The sequence below is a fragment of the Prescottella equi genome (assembly GCF_002094305.1).
In the GTDB taxonomy this organism is placed as follows: Bacteria; Actinomycetota; Actinomycetes; order Mycobacteriales; family Mycobacteriaceae; genus Prescottella; species Prescottella equi.
The window spans coordinates 71,981-90,235 of record NZ_LWTX01000008.1 but is presented as its reverse complement, the minus strand read 5'-3'; the positions used below and the strand labels follow the sequence as shown (position 1 = coordinate 90,235).

Annotated in this window: 18 protein-coding genes; 8 read left to right on the top strand and 10 right to left on the bottom strand. The window is 69.8% G+C overall.

The genetic code is table 11. The features are described from left to right. Positions 1–54: 54 nt before the first annotated feature. Positions 55–1,593, top strand: a complete 1,539-nt coding sequence (locus A6I89_RS18725; RefSeq protein WP_022595083.1) for an AMP-binding protein — start codon at positions 55–57, stop codon at positions 1,591–1,593. Between the two features lie 14 nt (positions 1,594–1,607). Here A6I89_RS18725 and A6I89_RS18720 read toward each other — a convergent pair whose 3' ends face one another. After that, entirely contained in the window at positions 1,608–1,970 is a 363-nt protein-coding gene (locus tag A6I89_RS18720) for a DUF488 domain-containing protein (RefSeq protein ID WP_005514105.1), read from the bottom strand. Positions 1,971–2,239: 269 nt separating this feature from the next. Here A6I89_RS18720 and A6I89_RS18715 point away from each other — a divergent pair, with 269 nt between their 5' ends. Genes A6I89_RS18715 through A6I89_RS18705 form a run of 3 tightly spaced genes read left to right on the top strand, consistent with a single transcriptional unit; the run spans position 2,240 to position 5,112 of the window. Next, complete coding sequence (locus A6I89_RS18715) at positions 2,240–3,355, top strand: Re/Si-specific NAD(P)(+) transhydrogenase subunit alpha (RefSeq protein WP_037084388.1); 1,116 nt, start codon at positions 2,240–2,242, stop codon at positions 3,353–3,355. Beyond that, a complete protein-coding gene (locus A6I89_RS18710) occupies positions 3,356–3,682 on the top strand; it encodes an NAD(P) transhydrogenase subunit alpha part 2 (protein WP_005514102.1) in 327 nt (108 codons plus the stop codon). Continuing rightward, a complete protein-coding gene (locus A6I89_RS18705) occupies positions 3,682–5,112 on the top strand; it encodes an NAD(P)(+) transhydrogenase (Re/Si-specific) subunit beta (protein ID WP_005514100.1) in 1,431 nt (476 codons plus the stop codon). The genes A6I89_RS18710 and A6I89_RS18705 overlap by 1 nt, the downstream gene beginning before the upstream one ends. A gap of 115 nt (positions 5,113–5,227) precedes the next feature. Here A6I89_RS18705 and A6I89_RS18700 read toward each other — a convergent pair whose 3' ends face one another. The 4 genes from A6I89_RS18700 to pdhA all read right to left on the bottom strand — a co-directional run bounded on the left by A6I89_RS18700 (position 5,228) and on the right by pdhA (position 9,750). Further along, positions 5,228–6,415 (bottom strand): MFS transporter, encoded by a 1,188-nt coding sequence (locus A6I89_RS18700; protein ID WP_022595084.1) that lies wholly within the window; start codon positions 6,413–6,415, stop codon positions 5,228–5,230. A gap of 130 nt (positions 6,416–6,545) precedes the next feature. Continuing rightward, entirely contained in the window at positions 6,546–7,658 is a 1,113-nt protein-coding gene (locus A6I89_RS18695; RefSeq protein WP_022595086.1) for a dihydrolipoamide acetyltransferase family protein, read from the bottom strand. Beyond that, on the bottom strand, positions 7,655–8,656 hold the full coding sequence (locus A6I89_RS18690) for an alpha-ketoacid dehydrogenase subunit beta (RefSeq protein WP_022595088.1): 1,002 nt from the start codon (positions 8,654–8,656) through the stop codon (positions 7,655–7,657). The genes A6I89_RS18695 and A6I89_RS18690 overlap by 4 nt, the downstream gene beginning before the upstream one ends. Beyond that, a complete protein-coding gene (gene pdhA, locus A6I89_RS18685; RefSeq protein WP_022595090.1) occupies positions 8,653–9,750 on the bottom strand; it encodes a pyruvate dehydrogenase (acetyl-transferring) E1 component subunit alpha in 1,098 nt (365 codons plus the stop codon). Before pdhA ends, A6I89_RS18690 begins: the two co-directional genes overlap by 4 nt. Before the next feature lie 167 nt (positions 9,751–9,917). Between pdhA and A6I89_RS18680 the strand changes: the two genes are divergently transcribed. Both A6I89_RS18680 and A6I89_RS18675 read left to right on the top strand, forming a co-directional pair. Beyond that, the gene (locus A6I89_RS18680) at positions 9,918–10,427 is read left to right on the top strand and encodes an Lrp/AsnC family transcriptional regulator (RefSeq protein WP_044990797.1); all 510 of its coding nucleotides are present in this window, start codon (positions 9,918–9,920) and stop codon (positions 10,425–10,427) included. Positions 10,428–10,545: 118 nt separating this feature from the next. After that, positions 10,546–11,574: a phosphotransferase family protein gene (locus tag A6I89_RS18675; protein WP_005514090.1), complete on the top strand. Its 1,029-nt coding sequence runs from the start codon at positions 10,546–10,548 to the stop codon at positions 11,572–11,574. A 7-nt stretch (positions 11,575–11,581) separates the two neighbouring features. Here A6I89_RS18675 and A6I89_RS18670 read toward each other — a convergent pair whose 3' ends face one another. The 5 genes from A6I89_RS18670 to A6I89_RS18650 all read right to left on the bottom strand — a co-directional run bounded on the left by A6I89_RS18670 (position 11,582) and on the right by A6I89_RS18650 (position 14,547). Next, on the bottom strand, positions 11,582–12,040 hold the full coding sequence (locus A6I89_RS18670) for an acyl-CoA thioesterase (protein WP_005514089.1): 459 nt from the start codon (positions 12,038–12,040) through the stop codon (positions 11,582–11,584). 28 nt (positions 12,041–12,068) lie between these two features. Continuing rightward, positions 12,069–12,551, bottom strand: coding sequence for a DUF6328 family protein (locus tag A6I89_RS18665; protein WP_005514086.1), 483 nt, complete (start codon positions 12,549–12,551; stop codon positions 12,069–12,071). 9 nt (positions 12,552–12,560) lie between these two features. Next, on the bottom strand, positions 12,561–13,403 hold the full coding sequence (locus A6I89_RS18660) for a shikimate 5-dehydrogenase (RefSeq protein ID WP_022595092.1): 843 nt from the start codon (positions 13,401–13,403) through the stop codon (positions 12,561–12,563). 43 nt (positions 13,404–13,446) lie between these two features. Next, positions 13,447–14,151 carry an HNH endonuclease family protein gene (locus A6I89_RS18655; RefSeq protein WP_022595095.1) on the bottom strand — a complete coding sequence of 235 codons (705 nt, stop codon included), beginning with the start codon at positions 14,149–14,151 and terminating at the stop codon, positions 13,447–13,449. Positions 14,152–14,229: 78 nt separating this feature from the next. Beyond that, the gene (locus A6I89_RS18650; protein WP_005514083.1) at positions 14,230–14,547 is read right to left on the bottom strand and encodes a hypothetical protein; all 318 of its coding nucleotides are present in this window, start codon (positions 14,545–14,547) and stop codon (positions 14,230–14,232) included. A 58-nt stretch (positions 14,548–14,605) separates the two neighbouring features. Here A6I89_RS18650 and A6I89_RS18645 point away from each other — a divergent pair, with 58 nt between their 5' ends. Both A6I89_RS18645 and A6I89_RS18640 read left to right on the top strand, forming a co-directional pair. Then, entirely contained in the window at positions 14,606–17,443 is a 2,838-nt protein-coding gene (locus A6I89_RS18645) for a DEAD/DEAH box helicase (RefSeq protein ID WP_044990801.1), read from the top strand. Then, positions 17,440–18,243: an SWIM zinc finger family protein gene (locus tag A6I89_RS18640; protein ID WP_022595099.1), complete on the top strand. Its 804-nt coding sequence runs from the start codon at positions 17,440–17,442 to the stop codon at positions 18,241–18,243. The genes A6I89_RS18645 and A6I89_RS18640 overlap by 4 nt, the downstream gene beginning before the upstream one ends. Positions 18,244–18,255 lie beyond the last annotated feature (12 nt).

Genomic DNA, 18,255 nt, shown 5'->3' with positions numbered 1-18,255 from the left:
TGGACCATCGACGCAGACCGATCGTGCGAATCACCGTTCACATGAGGAGCCGCCGTGTTTCCGGGAACCTTCGTCGCCGGCACGCCCGACAAGCCGGCGGTCATCCGCCCCGCCACGGGCGAGCAGCTCACCTACCGGCAGCTCGACGAGCGGTCACTGCGGCTGGCCAGGTACCTGCGCGCGATCGGGATGCGGCCGGGCGATCACCTCGCGGTGGTCGCAGGCAACGACCTGCGGGTGCTCGAGGTGTACTGGGCGGCGCTGCGATCCGGGCTTTACATCACCGCCGTCAACTGGCATCTCACCCCGGCCGAGGCGGCGTACGTCGTCGACGACTGCGAGGCGTCGGCACTGGTCGTCTCGGTGGACGCGGCCGCGGCCCTCCCGGCAGATCCGACCGAGCTCCCGAAGGTGCGCTGCCGATTGGTGTTCGGGGGAGCGGTCGACGGCTACGACGACTACGAAGCGGTGCTCGCGCAGCAGTCGGACGAACCGCTGGAATCCCAGCCGCGCGGGCAGGACATGCTGTATTCGTCGGGCACCACCGGCCGGCCCAAAGGGATCAAACCGCAGCTGCCCGAGGGGCAGGTACACGAGACCGTCGACCCCTACACCGCGGTGTTCGCGCCGATGTACGGCTTCGACGCCGACACCGTCTACCTGTGCCCGGCACCGCTGTATCACGCTGCGCCACTGCGCTTCTGCGGCACGATCAACTCCGTCGGCGGGACCGTGATCGTGATGGACCGGTTCGACGCAGCCGAGGCGCTCGCGCTGATCGAGCGGCACCGTGTCACGCACAGCCAGTGGGTGCCCACGATGTTCGTGCGGATGCTCAAGCTGCCCAGCGAGATTCGCGACCGCTACGACGTGTCCAGCATGCGTGTCGCGATCCACGCCGCGGCCCCGTGCCCGGTCGAGGTCAAGCGCGCGATGATCGACTGGTGGGGCCCGGTGATCCACGAGTACTACGCGTCGACCGAGGGGGCCGGCGCGACCTTCATCGACAGCGCCCAGGCGTTGGCGCGTCCCGGGTCGGTGGGCCGCGACGGGGTCCTCGGCATCGTGCACATCTGCGACGAGGCGGGGCACGAACTGCCGACGGGGGAGATCGGCACTGTGTACTGGGAGCGCGACCAGGTCCCGTTCGAGTACCACAACGATCCCGTCAAGACGGCGTCCGCGCAGCACCCCGACCATCCGACGTGGACCACGAGCGGCGACATCGGCTACCTCGACGACGACCGCTTCCTGTATCTCACCGACCGCGCGGCGTTCACCATCATCTCCGGCGGGGTCAACATCTATCCGCAGGAATCCGAGAACGTCCTCACCCTGCATCCGAAGGTGTACGACGTCGCGGTCATCGGCGTGCCACACGACGAGATGGGGGAGGAGGTCAAGGCGGTCGTCCAACTGGTGGACGGTGTGACCGGGAACGCAGACATCGAACGCGAACTGCTCGACTACGTCCGCGAGCGCGTCGCGCACTACAAGGCGCCCCGATCGATCGACTTCGTCGATGACCTACCGCGCACCCCCACCGGGAAACTCGTCAAGCACACCCTGCGCGCGCGGTACGTCCCGGCGTAGGGATCGGCGCGGGGTCACAGCTCCCGGAAGTGCTCCTGCAGGACGGCGGCGTGACTGTGGTCGAGGTCCTTGGTGGCGGTGAGCAGAACGAGGGGACGGTCCCCCGCGAGGGTCAGCACGCGCTCGACGGCGCTGCGTCCCTCCGCGGATTCCAGCTCCGTGAGATAGCGGGAGCGAAACTCGCCGAACTCTGCTATGTCGTGGCTGTACCACCGCCGCAGATCGGTCGACGGCGCGAGGTCCTTCGCCCAGTCGTCGTAATGGAACGAATCCTTGCGCAACCCGCGCGGCCACAGCCGGTCGACGAAGACTCGGAAACTCGGTTCCGCGGCCGGATGGTCGTACACGCGTTCGATGTCGACGGCCCGAGTGGGCATCTCCGAACCTCCGTTTCTTGGGCCTACCCGGACGCGACGTTACGTCCGTGTGAAATGGTGAGCTGTATCACAAAAAGTGTCTCTTACAGTGGTATACCTCTGTTCGGACTCGATTCAGACACTCCGGCCGACTTGCGCGTGCCCCTTGCTCACGGTAGTTCTGCTTACCATCGTGGACCACTTGCATCGGTCGGGTCATCGTCCGTCGATCGCTCGATAGTTGCCGCCCGTCGCGGCAGGCACACCATCTACCGCAGGAAGTCGAAACATTGGATACATCGAAGAGCGCGGCACAGGTGCGCCCATCGGTCGGTGTCGTTCGGGAGACGAGCGACGGCGAACGACGGGTGGCACTGGTGCCCAAGGTTGTGGCGTCACTGGCCGCCAAGGGAGTCGACGTCGTCGTCGAGCCCGGTGCCGGACTGGGTGCCCTGATTCCCGACGAGCTGTACAAGGAGGCCGGCGCCACCATCGGTGACGCGTGGACCTCCGACGTCGTCGTCAAGGTCGCACCGCCGTCGGACGAAGAGGTCGGCAAGCTCCGCTCCGGGCAGACGCTGATCGGCTTCCTCGCCCCGCGCAACGCCGAGAACCAGATCGGTGCGCTGTCCGCGGCCGGTGTGAGCGCGTTCGCCGTCGAGGCGATCCCGCGCATCTCCCGCGCCCAGGTGATGGACGCGCTGTCGTCGCAGGCGAACGTCGCCGGCTACAAGGCCGTCCTCGTCGCGGCGTCCGAGTCCACCCGCTTCTTCCCGATGCTGACCACCGCGGCCGGCACCGTGAAGCCCGCGACCGTCCTGGTCCTCGGCGTGGGTGTCGCGGGTCTGCAGGCGCTGGCCACGGCCAAGCGTCTCGGCGGCCGCACCACAGGTTACGACGTGCGTCCCGAGGTGGCCGACCAGGTCCGCTCGGTCGGTGCACAGTGGCTCGACCTCGGCATCGACGCCGCCGGCGAAGGCGGCTACGCCCGTGAGCTGACCGACGCCGAGCGGGCACAGCAGCAGCAGGCGCTCGAGGATGCCATCAAGGGCTTCGACGTCGTCATCACCACCGCGCTGGTGCCGGGCCGCCCCGCGCCGCGCCTGGTGACCGCCGCTGCCGTCGAGGGCATGAAGCCCGGCAGCGTCATCGTCGACCTCGCCGGCGAGACCGGTGGCAACTGCGAGCTCACCGAGCCCGGCCGGACGGCCGTCAAGCACGGTGTCACGATCTGCTCGCCGCTGAACCTCCCGGCGACGATGCCCGAGCATGCCTCGGAGCTGTACTCGAAGAACGTTGCGGCCCTGATCGAGCTGATGCTCGACGAGAACGGTGCGCTGGCACCCGACTTCTCGGACGAGATCCTCGCCGGTGCGTGCGTGACCGGATCGAAGGAGACCCCCTAGATGTACACCGAACTTCTGGCGAACATCGCGATCCTGGTCCTGGCCGGGTTCGTGGGCTTCGCTGTCATCTCGAAGGTGCCGAACACGCTGCACACGCCGCTGATGTCGGGCACCAACGCCATCCACGGCATCGTCGTGCTCGGCGCGCTGGTCGTTCTCGGCCACCTGCCGTCCGACGCCCCGTGGTCGATCAAGATCATCCTCTTCGTCGCGCTGGTGTTCGGCACCCTGAACGTCGTCGGCGGCTTCGTCGTCACCGACCGCATGCTCGCGATGTTCAAGCCGAAGAAGGACGCGCCTGCCGTGAAGAAGGGGGCTGACGCCTGATGAGCTACCTCGTCTCCATCCTGTACATCGTCGCGTTCGCGATGTTCATCTACGGTCTGTCGGGCCTGACAGGCCCGAAGACCGCGGTGCGCGGCAACTACATCGCTGCCGTCGGCATGCTGATCGCGGTCGTCGCGGTCCTCATCGACATCCGCGACACCGACCACTGGGGCCTGATCATCGGTGGTCTGCTCGTCGGTATCGTCCTCGGCGTCCCGCCGGCACTGCGCACGAAGATGACGGCGATGCCGCAGCTCGTCGCGCTGTTCAACGGCGTCGGCGGTGGCACGGTTGCGCTCATCGCGTGGGCCGAGTTCCTCAACTCCGACGGCTTCACCACCGTCGAGACGGTGCCGTCGGTGCCGTTCATCGTCGGCTCGCTGTTCGCCGCCATCATCGGTTCGGTCTCGTTCTGGGGCTCGCTGGTCGCGTTCGCGAAGCTGCAGGAGCTGTTCAACAAGAACTTCGAGAAGAAGGTCGTCGCCTCGGCGAAGGCGTTCCAGCTGGCGAACATGATCCTCGCGGTCGTCTCGGTCGGCATCGCGATCTACATCGGCATCCAGGCCGACCCGGCCAACGATCCGACGTCCGCGCTGTGGATCGTCGGCCTGCTCGTCGCCGCCGGCGTCATGGGTCTGTTCGTCGTCCTGCCGATCGGCGGCGCCGACATGCCCGTCGTCATCTCGCTGCTCAACGCGCTCACCGGTCTGTCGGCCGCGGCCGCGGGTCTCGCGCTCAACAACCAGGCGATGATCGTCGCCGGCATGATCGTCGGCGCGTCCGGCTCGATCCTCACCAACCTCATGGCCAAGGCCATGAACCGCTCGATCCCCGCGATCATCTTCGGCTCGTTCGGTGGCGGTGACGCCGGCGGCCCCGGCGGCGCGGCATCCGGCGGCACCGTCAAGGCCACGTCCGCGTCGGATGCGGCGATCCAGATGGCGTACGCCAACCAGGTCATCGTCGTCCCCGGCTACGGTCTCGCCGTCGCGCAGGCCCAGCACGCGGTCAAGGAGATGGCGGCCCTGCTCGAGGAGCGTGGCGTCGAGGTCAAGTACGCGATCCACCCGGTCGCCGGCCGCATGCCCGGTCACATGAACGTCCTGCTCGCCGAGGCCGACGTCGCGTACGACGCGATGAAGGAGATGGACGACATCAACGGCGAGTTCGCGCGCACCGATGTCACCGTCGTCATCGGCGCCAACGACGTCACCAACCCGGCCGCACGCAACGACTCGAGCTCGCCGATCTACGGCATGCCGATCCTCAACGTCGACCAGTCCAAGTCGGTCATCGTGCTCAAGCGCTCGATGTCGTCGGGCTACGCCGGCATCGACAACCCGCTGTTCACCGCAGACGGCACCTCGATGCTGTTCGGTGACGCCAAGAAGATGGTTTCCGAGGTCACCGAGGAGCTCAAGGCCCTGTAGGCCTCGGCGCATCACGGAAGACGAAGACGGCAACTGGCGGACGCGTCCCCCTCCGCCCGTCAGCTGAAGGGTCCCTTCACTCGCTCCCAGCGGGTGAAGGGACCCTTCCGCCGTTTCAGCCGACCGCGACGGCGCGGGTCGCGGGCCGGTCCACGATGCCGGCGAAGCGGGCCGCGACCAGGACGCACACCAGCGGCACCACCATCGCGACCGTGAGCGGCACCAGGTGGGTGAGCCAGCCGATGGTCGCCGGCCCGGCGAGGAAGCCGATGTACCCCATGCCCACGACGCGGGACATGTTCGCCCCCGCAGCCCCGGCCCCGAGGTTTCCGGCCGCGGTGAAGATCTGCGGCACGCACCCCGACAACCCGAGCCCGAACAGGGCCCAGCCGAGCAGCGTCGTCGGCAGCCACGGCGACACCACGACCGTTGCCATCCCGGCCGCCGCGATCAGCGTCCCGTACCGGACCACGGCGACCGGACCGAGCGCCGAGCTGACCCGGTCCGCGGTGAACCGCCCCACCGTCATCGTCAGCGAGAACGCGCCGAACGTAAGCGCGGCCACCGACGCCGGGACGTCCAGGTGCTCCTTGACCTGCAGGGTGGACCAGTCGTTGGCGACGCCCTCTGCGAGCATCAACGCGAACGCCACCGCGCCCAGCGCGAGCACCCGTGGCGAGTACCGCCCGCGCCGGCGTTGCCCGTGAGGTTCGGGCTGCGGATGCGCCGACGGCGGAAGCAACCGGGCGGTGCACAGCGCCACAGCGGCGAAACCCAGCACCGACGACGCGGCCAGCGTGACGGCCGGTGACCAGCCGGCCCCGATGGTGACCGCGCCGATGAGCGATCCGACGACGCCCCCGATCGAGAACATGCCGTGGAACGCGGACATGATCGGGCGGCCGTACTCGCGTTCGGTGAGGACGGCCTGCGAGTTCATCGACACGTCCAGGGCGCCGTTGCCGAACCCGAACACCACCAGCGCCAGACCCAGCTGCCACGCCGTGGACGCGAGCCCCGGTCCGATCACCGCGATCGACAGCAGGATCCCGCTCAGTACGACCAGCAGTCGGCTGCCGTATCGGTCGGCGAGCGGCCCCGCCAACTGCATCCCGGCGATCGCGCCGAGCGCGAGCAGCAGAAGCAGCGACCCGAGCGTCGAGTGGGCGATGTTCGTCCGGTCCTCGATCGCGGGAATGTGGACCACCCACATCGCGAGCAGGAAGCCGTTGATGCCGAACACCCCGAAGATCGCGGCGCGGGCGGCGGTCAGGTGGCGCGGGCGCGGGGTCGGGGTGTCCACGTTCCCCTTTGTACCGAATCCCGCGCGCAGCTGAAGGGACCCTTCGTGCGCTGACAGCTGCTGAAGGGACCCTTCAGCTCGCGAGCGGAGCGGGTGAGGAGCGAGCGAGGGGCGGGTGAGGGGAGCGAGTTCAGAGCAGGGCGAGGAGGCAGGTGACCGGGTCGTGGAGCGTCGCCCCGAGGTCCACGAGGAACCGCGACGCCTGTTCGCCGTCGACGAGGCGGTGATCGACGGTGAGGCCGAGTGTCGTGACGTCCCGCGCGACGATGTCGTCGCCCACCACCCACGGCCGCCTCGTGATCGCGCCGAGCGCGAGGATCGCGGCCTCACCCGGGTTGAGGATCGGGGTGCCGGTGTCGATGCCGTAGACGCCGACGTTGGTGATCGTGATCGTTCCGCCGGTGAGGTCGGACGGCGTCGCCCGTCCGGCCCGCGCAGTGTCGGTGAGTGCGCGGATCGCCTGGCACAGCTCGGACAGGGGCAGCCGGTCCGCGTCCTTGACGTTCGGCACCATCAGGCCTCGCTCGGTGGCGGTCGCGATGCCGAGGTTCACGTAGTGCTTGGTGACGATCTCCTGCGCGGCCTCGTCCCACGCCGAGTTCAGCGACGGATGCGCCCGCAGCGTCAGCAGCAGGGCCTTGGCGACCAGCGTCAGCGGGGTCACGTGCAGGCCGTCGAACGCGGCCGCTGTGCGCAGTCGCTCGAGCAGCCGCACCGACTCGGTGACGTCGACGGTGAGGAACTCGGTGACGTGCGGTGCGGCGGCGGCGCTGGCGACCATGGCCGCCGCCGTCTCGCGTCGCACCCCGCGGATCGGCGTCCGCGTCTCGCGGGCGTCCTGGGCGTCGCGGCGGGCGTGGACGGCGCCCGACCGAACTGCCGGTGGCCGGGACACGTGCGGCTGCGGACGTCGGCGTCTGCTGACGGTGGGCGCCGACGGTCCGTAGCCGACCAGCACCGCGTCCCGGCGGGGAGCCGGGGGAACCTCGTCCTCGTCGCCGGCCGTCTCGACGCGGATGATGGGTGTCCCGACCGGCACCGTGGTCCCGGGCTGCACGAGCAACTCTCGCACCACCCCGGCGAACGGCGACGGAAGTTCCACCGATGCCTTCGCTGTCTCGACCTCCCCGATGGTCGCGTTGAGTGCGACGGTGTCTCCGACCGCGACGGCCCACGACACCAGTTCCGCCTCGGTGAGGCCCTCGCCGAGGTCGGGCAGCCGGAACTCCTCGAGGCGGCTCATGCGAGCACCTCGTCGACGGTGGCGAGGATGCGGTCGGCGTCGGGCACGTGGTGATGCTCGAGCTTCGCCGGCGGGTACGGGATGTCGAAGCCGCCGACCCGCCGCACCGGCGCCTCGAGCCGGTAGAAGCACCGCTCGGACACCCGCGCGGCGATCTCCGCGCCGAGGCCCACGAAGACGGGAGCCTCGTGCACGACGACGAGCCGCCCGGTCCGCTGCACCGACTCCTCGACGGCCTCGAAGTCGATCGGCGTCAGCGAGCGCAGATCGACCACCTCGAGCGAGGTGCCCTCGTCGGCGGCGATCGCGGCGGCCTGCAACGCGGTCGGCACCATCGAGCCGTACGCGACGACCGTGACATCGGTGCCGGGCCGGGCGATCCGCGCGCGGTGCAGCGGCAGATCCGGCGGGTCGTCGAGGTCCACGGCGCCGCGGTCCCAGTAGCGCCGTTTGGGTTCGAGGAACATGACGGGGTCGTCGAGCGCGATCGACTGCCGGATCATCGCGAACGCGTCGGCCGGGGTGGCGGGGCAGACGACGCGAAGCCCCGCCGTGTGCGCGAAGTACGCCTCGGGGGACTCCGAATGATGCTCGACGGCACCGATCCCGCCGCCGTACGGGATGCGAATCGTCAACGGCGCCTTCACGTGTCCGCGGGTGCGGTAGTGGATCTTGGCGACCTGCGAGACGATCTGGTCGAACGCCGGGTAGACGAAGCCGTCGAACTGGATCTCGCAGACGGGCCGGTATCCGCGCAGCGCCAACCCGAAAGCCGTTCCCACGATCCCGGATTCGGCGAGTGGGGTGTCCATGACGCGCGCCGGGCCGAAGTCCTTCTGCAGTGCGTCGGTGATGCGGAAGACGCCGCCGAGCTTGCCGATGTCCTCGCCCATCAGCACCACCTTGGGGTCGTCCTCGAGTGCCCGGCGCAGCCCGGCGTTGAGTGCGGCGCCCAGCGTCAGCGTGGTCCTCGGTGTCGCGCTCGTGGTGACGGTCATGACGCTGCCTCCTCGCCGGTGGTCAGGGTGTCGAGGTAGGCCCGGTAGGCGGCGCGCTCCTCGTCGATCAGCGGATGCTCGGCGGCGTACACGTGCTCGAACAACTCGTCCGGTCCGGGATCGGGCGCCTCCAGCGCGCCGGCCCGCAGCCGGGCGGCGACGTCGTCCGCCCGTCCCTGCACTCGGGCGTCGAACTCGGCGTCGAACAGGCCCTCGCGCTCGAGGAGGCGCCGCATCCGGTCGATCGGGTCACGGGCCCGCCACAGCTCCGACTCCGCGGCGGTGCGGTAGCGGGTCGGGTCGTCGGACGTGGTGTGCGGACCCATCCGGTACGTGACGGCCTCGACGAACGACGGTCCGCCGCCGTCCCGCGCGCGGCGGGCTGCCTCGCGGGTGACCGACAGCACCGCGAGCACGTCGTTGCCGTCGACCTGGACCGCGGGCATGCCGTATCCGGCGGCGCGCGCCGCGATCGGGGTGGGGCTCTGCAAATGGACGGGTTCGCTGATGGCCCACTGGTTGTTCTGGCAGAAGAACACCACCGGGGCCGCGAGGCTCGCCGCGAAGCCCAGTGCCTCGGACAGATCGCCCTGACTGGTCGCGCCGTCCCCGAAGTACACGACGGTGGCGATCTCGGCGCCGTCCAGGTGCGCCCCCAGCGCGTACCCGGTCGCGTGCAGACCCTGCGCGCCGACCACGATCGCGGGATTGGTCATGTTCACCGTCGCCGGATCCCAGCCGGAGTGCGCGCACCCCCGCCACATCCGGGTCATCAATTCCGGGTCGACGCCCCGGCAGTACGCGACGGCGTGCTCGCGGTAGCTCGTGAAGATGTAGTCGTCGCGCTCCAGCGCGCGTGCCGACCCCACCTGGGCGGCCTCCTGGCCGAGCAGCGGCGCCCAGATGCCCAGTTGGCCCTGCCGCTGCAACGCGGTGGCCTCGGTGTCGATCCGCCGCGACACTACGAGGTCCTCGTACAGGGCGCGCAGCTGCTCGGGCTCGACGTCGGATACCAGCGCGGCGTAGTCGGGCCGGTGCACGCGCTGTCCGTCGGGTTGGACCAGCTGCACCGGGAAGGCGATTCTGTCGGCCATCGTCGGTCACCTCGTCGCATCGATCCGGGTCCGCCTCGTGAGCGGATGTCCGGATGGGTGTGCTCTACCTCACAGCATCCACCGTTCGGCGATCTGCGCAAGCGAAGTCGCAACGATTCAGCACGATGCACGGTTTCGGGGGGCGAAACGGTGGCACACTGCGAAAGATGACCACTCTCGACGCCACCGACGCCCGTCTGCTGCTCGAGCTGTCGCGCAACCCCCGGGCCACGGGCGTGGAACTCGCGCAACGGCTCGGGCTGTCGCGGAACACCGTGCAGGCGCGGCTGTCCCGCTGGGAGGGGTCGGGGGCGCTCGGTGGTTTCGACCAGCTCGTCGATCCCCGGGCGCTGGGCTACCCACTGGCGGCATTCGTGTCGACGCGGGTCGACCAACACCAGCTCGACGCGGTGGTGGACGCGCTCGCCGACATCCCCGAGGTGGTCGAGGTCTACGGCATGACGGGGCTGACCGACCTGTCGGTCAAGGTGGTGGCGACCGACGCCGACGACCTCTACCGGTTGGCCGGGCAGATCCTCAAGATTCCCGGCGTGGAGCGCACCAACATGGCGCTCGTGATGCGCGAACTGGTCGGGCCACGCACGGCGCCGCTGCTCGCGCGCGCCGCGCACGGTCGTGGATCGCAAACACCCGCGCGGGGGCAGCCCGGCGACTAGCATCGTCGGACGGGCGTCGACCGGGGGTGCGGGATTCGACGGAAATGACCGGGATGACGAATCGATCGATCCGAACAGCGGATACAGAGTGCGGGACACCGGAGGGGAGTGGTGCGCAATGAGTGTTGTCGGCCTCGACGAGGACGCCGTCGCGAGCTGGATCACCGGCCTCGGTGTGGGCGCACTCGCGCCGCTGTCGTTCGAGCGCATCGGTAGCGGGCAGTCGAATCTCACCTTCGCAGTGCGCGATTCGGGGGGCGGCCACTGGGTGCTGCGACGGCCGCCGCTCGGGCAGTTGCTGGCGTCCGCGCACGACGTCGGCCGCGAGTACCGCATACTGGCCGCGCTGCAGGGAACCGGTGTCCCCGTGCCGAAAATGCTTGGTTTGACCGATGATCCGGCGATTACCGATGTGCCTCTGGTGCTGATGAGCTACGTCGACGGGATCGTGATCGACGACGAATCGGTAGCCGAGCGCCTCGACCCCGAGCGCCGACGCGCCATCGGGCTCTCGCTGCCGAAGGCGCTCGCGAGCATTCACCGGGTGGATCTCGAGAGCGCGGGTCTCGAGGGCCTGGCCAGTCACAAGCCCTACGCCGAGCGGCAGCTCAAGCGGTGGTCGGCCCAGTGGGAACAGTCCAGGACCCACGATCTGCCCGCGATCGAGGACCTGGCGGCGCGCCTCGCCCGCAACGTCCCCGAGCAGACCGAGACCACTCTGGTGCACGGCGATTTCCACCTGAGCAACGTCATCACGTCCCCCGAAGAGGGCCGGGTCGTGGCGATCCTCGATTGGGAACTGTGCACGCTGGGCGACCCGCTCGCCGACCTCGGAGGGCTGCTGGCGTACTGGCCGGAGCGCGGTGACGGTGTGCGGGGGCCGTTCATGGCGTCGACGCTCGACGGCTTCCCGACCCGCGACGAACTGGTCGAGGTGTACGTGCACGAGACCAAACGCGACGTCTCGGCTGTCGGCTTCTGGCATGTGCTCGCGCTGTGGAAGCTCGCGATCATCGCGGAGGGTGTGTTGCGCCGGACTCTCGACGATCCGCGCAACCGGACCGAACGGGGCGGCCCCACAGCGGAACTCATCGACGACGTGGTCAGGCGCGCGGTCGCGACGGCGGACGCGGTGGGGTTGAACTGACCGGGCGTCAGTCCACCTCGAACATCAGCAACATTGCGGCGCTGCGAATTTCGGGTGGAATCGGCGCAGGCTGCCGGGTGTCGGGATCGACGTAGACGTGCACGAATCGTCCGGTGGCGGACAGTTCCAGGAATCCCTCCGCGTCCTCCCGGAAGACCGCCAAGGCGTACACGATGTCGGAGACCTCGATGCGCTCGACGGACAGGCCCACGTGCAACTGATCGGGGAACGACAGCTCACGCACGAACCGGCACGAGGCCTCCGTCACGATCCCGATCGCGGGTAGCCGTCGGACGTCGAGGCCGGTACTCGCCATCAGCCATCCGTTGATCGCGGTATCGAAATACGAGTAGTAGGAGACGGCGTCGACGTGCCCGTAGTGGTCGTCGTCGGCCCACCGCGTCGGCACCGGCCACAGTGCCGGAAACGCCTCGGCCCGCGGTTCGGGCTCGTCGGGGGCTGCCATGAAACCGACGATAGCGCCTGCGATTCGGTCAGCGCAGCTCGTCGTCACGCCGCAACAGGGCGGGCACGGCGAACCACAGGGTGCCGAAGACCAGTGCGGTGCACGCACCGATGAGCTTGGCGACCCAGCCACCGACCGCGACCTCCGCGACGATCAGCACGGTGCCGACCATGGTCGCGGCCAGGAAGACCGAGCCGGCCAGCGCGCAGCGGTTGGCCTGACGCAGGATGTCCTCGCGCCGACGGTGCCGGAACAGGATCCGATGCCACACCGCCGGGGCGATCAGCAGTGCCGACGACATGGCGGCGCACAGCACCGTGGCCAGATGCAGGGTGCGGACGTAGTCGGACTGTTCCTGGTAGACCTCGGTGAACACGATCGCCAGCAGGAACGCGAACAGGATCTGCACCCCGGCCTGTTGCACGCGCAACTCCTGCAGCAGCTCGCTGAAGTTGCGGGCGAGGCGCGTGCTCTGCGGTTCGTCCGGGTCGTGCGGCGGCAGGCCGGCCATCGGGAACTCCTAGGCCTTCGAGGGGGCCCTCGAGAACTCCGACGCGCGGCGGATCTGCTCATCGGTCGGGCGCACCCCGGTGTACAGCGTGAACTGCTCCGCCGCCTGCAGCGCGATCACTTCCGCGCCGGTGATCACGGTCTTGCCGGCCGCCGTCGCGAGCCGGACCATCGGAGTCTCGGCGGGCATCGCGACGACGTCGAAGACCGCCTCCGCGGCGTGGACCGCGTCCTCCGGAAACGGCAGTGCGTCGGATTCGGCGCCGCCGGCCATCCCGACCGGGGTGGCGTTGACGAGCAACTGCGGATGGGCGGCCCCGAGCTCGGGAAGCCACTCGAAGCCGTACGTGCGGGCCAGGGCCGGTCCGGTCTCGGCGTTGCGTGCGACGACCGTGACGGTGCGGAACCCGGTATCGCGCAGCGCGGCCACCACGGCCTTGGCCATGCCGCCGCTACCGGCGACGGCGACCGTGAGCTCCGATCGCAGCTCGGCGCGGTGCAGCAGGTCGGCGACGGCCTGGTAGTCGGTGTTGTAGGCGTGCAGTTCGCCGTCCTCGTTGACGATCGTGTTCACCGAGTCGATCGCCGACGCCGACGGGTGCACCACGTCGACATGCTCGATGCACGCCTCCTTGAACGGCATCGACACCCCGCATCCGCGGATGCCGAGCGCGCGGATCCCGGCGATCGCGGCCGGGAGATCGGTGGTGGTGAAGGCCTTGTAGACGAAGTCGAGGCCGAGCTCGTCGTACAGATAGTTGTGGAAGCGGGTGCCGATGTTGCTCGGCCTGCCCGACAGCGACATGCACAGGCGGGTGTCCTTGCTGACATCTCCGGTGATCGTTCGGCTCACCCGTCCACGCTAACCGGCGGCGGGGCATCGCGTCGGCGACTCGTCATCCGCAGTCGGCGGCGACAGCGGCGATCGCGTCGCGGTCGGCGGCGGTGATCGGCAGGCCGTAGCGCACGGCAACACCGAGATACTTGCCGACGTAGAAGCAGTGGTAGGCCGGATCCGACGGCAACCAGCCCGACGGCGTGGCGTCCCGTTTGGCCTGGTTCTCCGGACCACTGACGGCGAGCAGGTTGTAGGTGACGTCGTTCGCGAAGTCGCGGCGCCGCTCGATCGGCCACCGCGCGGCGCCCATGTCCCACGCCGCCGCGAGCGGATACACGTGGTCGATCTGCACAGCGTTCGCGTCCTGCTTGGTGAACGCGAGCTTCCGCCCCGAGTAGGGATCGGCCAGCGTGCCCGCGACGACGACGCAATCGCGGGTACCGCCGCGGAACTCGACGTCGGTGAGATCGGCCGCCAGGACGTCGTTGCGGGTGTCGCAGCCGTCGTGGCCGCCGGGACCGGTGTGATCGTCCGACCAGGCCGGACCGAACACACAGGCCTGCCCGCTCTGGCATCCGCGCTCGTAGCCCGCGACATCGGGCCGGGACCCGACCACCTCGACCCGGGCGAGGAGGTCCTCGACCGCGGCACGGGACGGACTGCCCGGCGCGGGTGCGACCCCACCGGGCACCGCGGTGCACGCCGCCGACACGCAGGCCAGCGCGACGGCGCCGGCCCCGAGCAGAATTCGACCTCGCCCCACCGCTGCCCCTCCCCGGACCGCTCACTGTCGCAGCGAGTGTGCCGGACGGTTCCGACAGGGCAGGTGCGCGCGGCCGGTTCAGGAGTGCGGGAACTTCGCGGCGTGCAGCGATCCGGCGTCGACGCCGTCGTGCCCGATGAGCCACGAGCCGCCGTTCTGCCGGCATTCGGCGATCTTGCCGAACACGCTGAGCAGGAAGCCGACCGCCTCCTCCGGCGTGCGGGTGGTGGCCAGGCGGTGTGATTCGCCCTGTTTGGTGACGTCGAGCCAGACGCCGGACTGACCGTCGAGGCGCATCGCGACGATGTGATCGGCGTCGACGAAAGCGACCTTGCGCTGCTGCCAGGGCGTACTCGGCGAGTACACCTGTTCGAAGACCTGAAGCATGATCGTCATCGGCGCCGACCTTCCCTCTGCGCCCAGTATGGGCCGGGTGGCGGGCGGGAATCCAGGGATGTCGGCTGCGGCTGGTTGGATGGACGACATGCTGCACGGGCTCTGGTCGCCGGGCACGGGCCTCCTGCTGTGGCGGGGCCCGGACTCCGAGCTGCCCGATTTACCCGAGCCCCTCGCGCGGGTGCTGCGCCGGCGCTTCCGGCGGCACCACACCGTGCACGTGCCGGCGGCCGTCGGGGTCGAGCAGCAGCGGGTCCCGGTCCTCGCGCTGGCGCCGGCCGAGGCCGCCGACGTCCTGCTCGCGGTGCAGGACGACGCGTCCGGTGTCTCGGGGGACCTGCGCTACCTGGCGCACGTTGCCCGCGGCGTCGAACGGTGGGCGCGGGCCGGTCGCGTCGTGCCCGAGCTGTACCGGACCGAGGGGCACTGGTGGCCGCGCTGGCGGCTTCTCGGCGGCGAGCGCCAGCACGCGTGGCTGGCCGAACTGGCGTCCGCGATGCCGCCGGTGCAGCGGTTCGAGGGCACCCCGCGCGAGATCCTCGACGACTTCGTCGGTGAACTCACCGACGCCGTCGTCCGCGAGCTGTTGGGGGACCGGGACGCCCAGCACCCGCTGCTGCGGGCGCTGCTGCGCGGTGAGCCGTACGACGGCGGCAACCACAAGATGGCGACCGGGCTCGACGCGTGGCGCGAGAGCCTCACGGTCGACGAGCCGGAACTGGTGTTGCGGCTGCTCGAGCCGGAGCCGGCGGAGGGCGACGAGTCGGACCTCGCCGACGACGCCTTGTGGCGTCTGCAGGTGTGCCTGCGCGCGGAGGGCGAGGCGCCCGCGCCGGTGCGGTTACACCGGACGGAGTCCCGGCTGCTCGAGATCGCGGTGCGCAAACTCGCCGCCGCGGTGACGGCGTATCCACGGCTGCGGGACCTGCCCACCGACCCCGACAGCCTCGATCTGCTCCTGCCCACCGCGGTCGTGACCGACCTGGTGCTGCACGGGGCCCGGGCACTCGAACACGCCGGTATCCCGCTGCTGTTGCCGCGCGCGTGGGCGGCGGCCTCGCCGTCGCTGCGCGTGAAGGTGTCGTCGCCGCCGGTACCGGCCGCCGCGGAGGACCGGGCCGTGGGCATGAACGAGATCGTCGGCTACGACTGGGAACTCGCGCTCGGCGACATGGTCCTGACTCCCGACGAGCTGACCCGGCTCGCCGAGACCCAGAGCGATCTGGTCCGGCTGCGGGGGCAATGGGTGCAGGCCGACGCCACCGTGCTGGCGCAGGCGGCCCGGTATGTGACGCAGCGCAATTCGGGGGAGGACGGGACGCTCGGTGGTCTGCTCGGGCAGCTCACCGAGGCGGAACGGCCACCGGTCCCGGTCGAGGAACTGCATGCCACCGGGTGGGTGGGCACGCTGCTCGACGGCACGCTCGAGCCGGTGCAGGTGCCCAAGCCCGCCGGGCTGAACGCCGAGTTGCGGCACTACCAGCAGCGCGGGCTGGACTGGCTGGCGTTCATGAGCGAGACGGGACTCGGCGCGGTCCTCGCCGACGACATGGGCCTGGGCAAGACGCTGCAACTGTTGGCGCTCCTCGCGCACGAACGCTCCGACAATCCCACCCTGCTGGTGTGCCCGATGTCGGTGGTCGGCAACTGGCAGCGTGAGGCCGCGCGATTCGTGCCCGACCTGCGCGTGCACGTCCACCACGGCGCCGACCGCCGCCGCGGCGAGGACCTGGCCGCGGCGGTCCGCTCCAGCGACCTGTTCATCACGACGTACTCGCTGCTCGCTCGCGACGTGGCCGGTCTGGGGGAGCAATCGTGGCGCCGCGTGGTGCTCGACGAGGCGCAGCACATCAAGAACTCCGCGACCGCGCAGGCCCGCGCTGCCCGGGCCATCCCGGCCGAACACCGCATTGCCCTCACCGGCACACCGGTGGAGAACCGCCTCGACGAGTTGCGGTCCATCCTCGACTTCGTCAACAGTGGAATGCTGGGCAGCCCACAGGCTTTCCGGGCCCGCTTCGCCGTCCCGATCGAGCGGGAACAGGACGAGGCGGCGGTCACCCGGCTACGTGCGGTGACGTCGCCGTTCATCCTGCGTCGCGTCAAGACCGACCCCGCCGTCATCTCGGACCTGCCGGAGAAGCAGGAGATGACGGTCCGGGCGAATCTCACCGTCGAGCAGGCAGCGCTGTACCGGGCCGTCGTCGACGACATGCTCAAGAAGATCAAGGACACCGAGGGAATGCAGCGCAAGGGCGCGGTGCTCTCGGCGCTCACGCGCCTCAAGCAGGTGTGCAACCATCCTGCGCACTTCCTCGGCGACGGGTCCGGGGTGCTGCGGCGCGGCCGGCACCGGTCCGGCAAGCTGGCGCTGGTCGAGGACATCCTCGATTCGGTCACCGCGGACGGTGAGCGGGCCCTGTTGTTCACCCAGTTCCGGGAGTTCGGTGACCTGGTGGTGCCGTACCTCGAGGAGCGGTTCGGGACCGATGTGCCGTTCCTGCACGGCGGGGTCCCCAAGGCGCGCCGCGACCGGATGGTGGAGCGGTTCCAGGGCGACGACGGGCCGCCGGTCATGCTGCTCTCCCTCAAGGCCGGTGGCACCGGGCTCAACCTGACCGCCGCCAATCACGTGGTGCACCTGGACCGGTGGTGGAATCCCGCGGTGGAGAACCAGGCCACCGACCGAGCCTTCCGGATCGGACAACGCCGCGACGTGCAGGTCCGCAAGTTGGTGTGCGTCGGCACCCTCGAGGAACGGATCGACGCGATGATCTCGAACAAGCAGGAACTCGCGGATCTGGCGATCGGCACCGGCGAGAAGTGGATCACCGAGATGAGTGCCGACCAGTTGCACGACCTGCTGATCCTCGGCGACGAGGCGGTGGGGGAATGAGTGCGCAGCGCGGCCGTCCCGACTTCAGCGCCTTCGGTAAGCGTCGCCCCGTCGTCGGTGGTGTCGAATCGGCCTCCAAGAGAGGTGCGTTCGCGCGCGGTTGGTGGGGGCGGGCGCTGATCGAATCGCTCGAGAAGGTGGGCGACACCGGCCGGCTCAGCCGCGGCCGCACGTACGCCCGCGGCGGTCAGGTGGTCGCGCTCGACATCGCGGCCGGGCGCGTCACCGGCGAGGTGCAGGGCAGCCAGCTCGCGCCGTTCACCGCGGTGGTGACGCTGCGGACGCTCGACGACGAGCACACCGCCGAACTGGTCGAGACGATTCGAGCGACCCCGGGCACCCTCGCCGCGCTGGCCTCCGGTGCGGTTCCGCAGGAACTGGCCCCGATGCTGCTGCCCGACGGCGGACGCGAACTCGACTTCGACTGCACGTGTCCCGATCCCGGCTGGCCGTGCAAACACGTGGCCGCGGTCGCGTACCTGCTCGCCGAGCGCGTCGACCGCGAGCCGCTGACGATGCTGACGGTGCGAGGTCTCGATCTCGACACGCTGATGCGGGCCGTCGGCGGTGAGGACGACGACACCGGCCGCACCGGCACCGACGACCACTTCGGCGACGGTGCACGGTACACGCAGTTGCCCGAGATCGAGTTCGCGGCCGCGCCGGACGATCTGGATGCGATGTTGCTGCGCAAGGTGCTTCGCGACGGCGCGGAGGGCGAGACGGAAGTGGTCGCGGCACTGCGCGATCTCGACGAGTGCTATCGAGCGCTCGGCAGCGGATTCCGCAGGCGGCGATAGCCGGAAGGGCGG

What these genes read in the sequence shown, in the direction of transcription:
- A6I89_RS18710 (WP_005514102.1), top strand. Translation starts at nt 3,356, where the DNA reads ATGTACACCGAACTTCTGGCGAACATCGCGATCCTGGTCCTGGCCGGG.
- A6I89_RS18650 (WP_005514083.1), bottom strand. Translation starts at nt 14,547, where the DNA reads ATGACGATCATGCTTCAGGTCTTCGAACAGGTGTACTCGCCGAGTACG.
- A6I89_RS18690 (WP_022595088.1), bottom strand. Translation starts at nt 8,656, where the DNA reads ATGACCGTCACCACGAGCGCGACACCGAGGACCACGCTGACGCTGGGC.
- A6I89_RS18665 (WP_005514086.1), bottom strand. Translation starts at nt 12,551, where the DNA reads ATGGCCGGCCTGCCGCCGCACGACCCGGACGAACCGCAGAGCACGCGC.
- A6I89_RS18695 (WP_022595086.1), bottom strand. Translation starts at nt 7,658, where the DNA reads ATGAGCCGCCTCGAGGAGTTCCGGCTGCCCGACCTCGGCGAGGGCCTC.
- A6I89_RS18640 (WP_022595099.1), top strand. Translation starts at nt 17,440, where the DNA reads ATGAGTGCGCAGCGCGGCCGTCCCGACTTCAGCGCCTTCGGTAAGCGT.
- A6I89_RS18670 (WP_005514089.1), bottom strand. Translation starts at nt 12,040, where the DNA reads ATGGCAGCCCCCGACGAGCCCGAACCGCGGGCCGAGGCGTTTCCGGCA.
- A6I89_RS18675 (WP_005514090.1), top strand. Translation starts at nt 10,546, where the DNA reads ATGAGTGTTGTCGGCCTCGACGAGGACGCCGTCGCGAGCTGGATCACC.
- A6I89_RS18705 (WP_005514100.1), top strand. Translation starts at nt 3,682, where the DNA reads ATGAGCTACCTCGTCTCCATCCTGTACATCGTCGCGTTCGCGATGTTC.
- A6I89_RS18720 (WP_005514105.1), bottom strand. Translation starts at nt 1,970, where the DNA reads ATGCCCACTCGGGCCGTCGACATCGAACGCGTGTACGACCATCCGGCC.
- pdhA (WP_022595090.1), bottom strand. Translation starts at nt 9,750, where the DNA reads ATGGCCGACAGAATCGCCTTCCCGGTGCAGCTGGTCCAACCCGACGGA.
- A6I89_RS18680 (WP_044990797.1), top strand. Translation starts at nt 9,918, where the DNA reads ATGACCACTCTCGACGCCACCGACGCCCGTCTGCTGCTCGAGCTGTCG.
- A6I89_RS18645 (WP_044990801.1), top strand. Translation starts at nt 14,606, where the DNA reads ATGTCGGCTGCGGCTGGTTGGATGGACGACATGCTGCACGGGCTCTGG.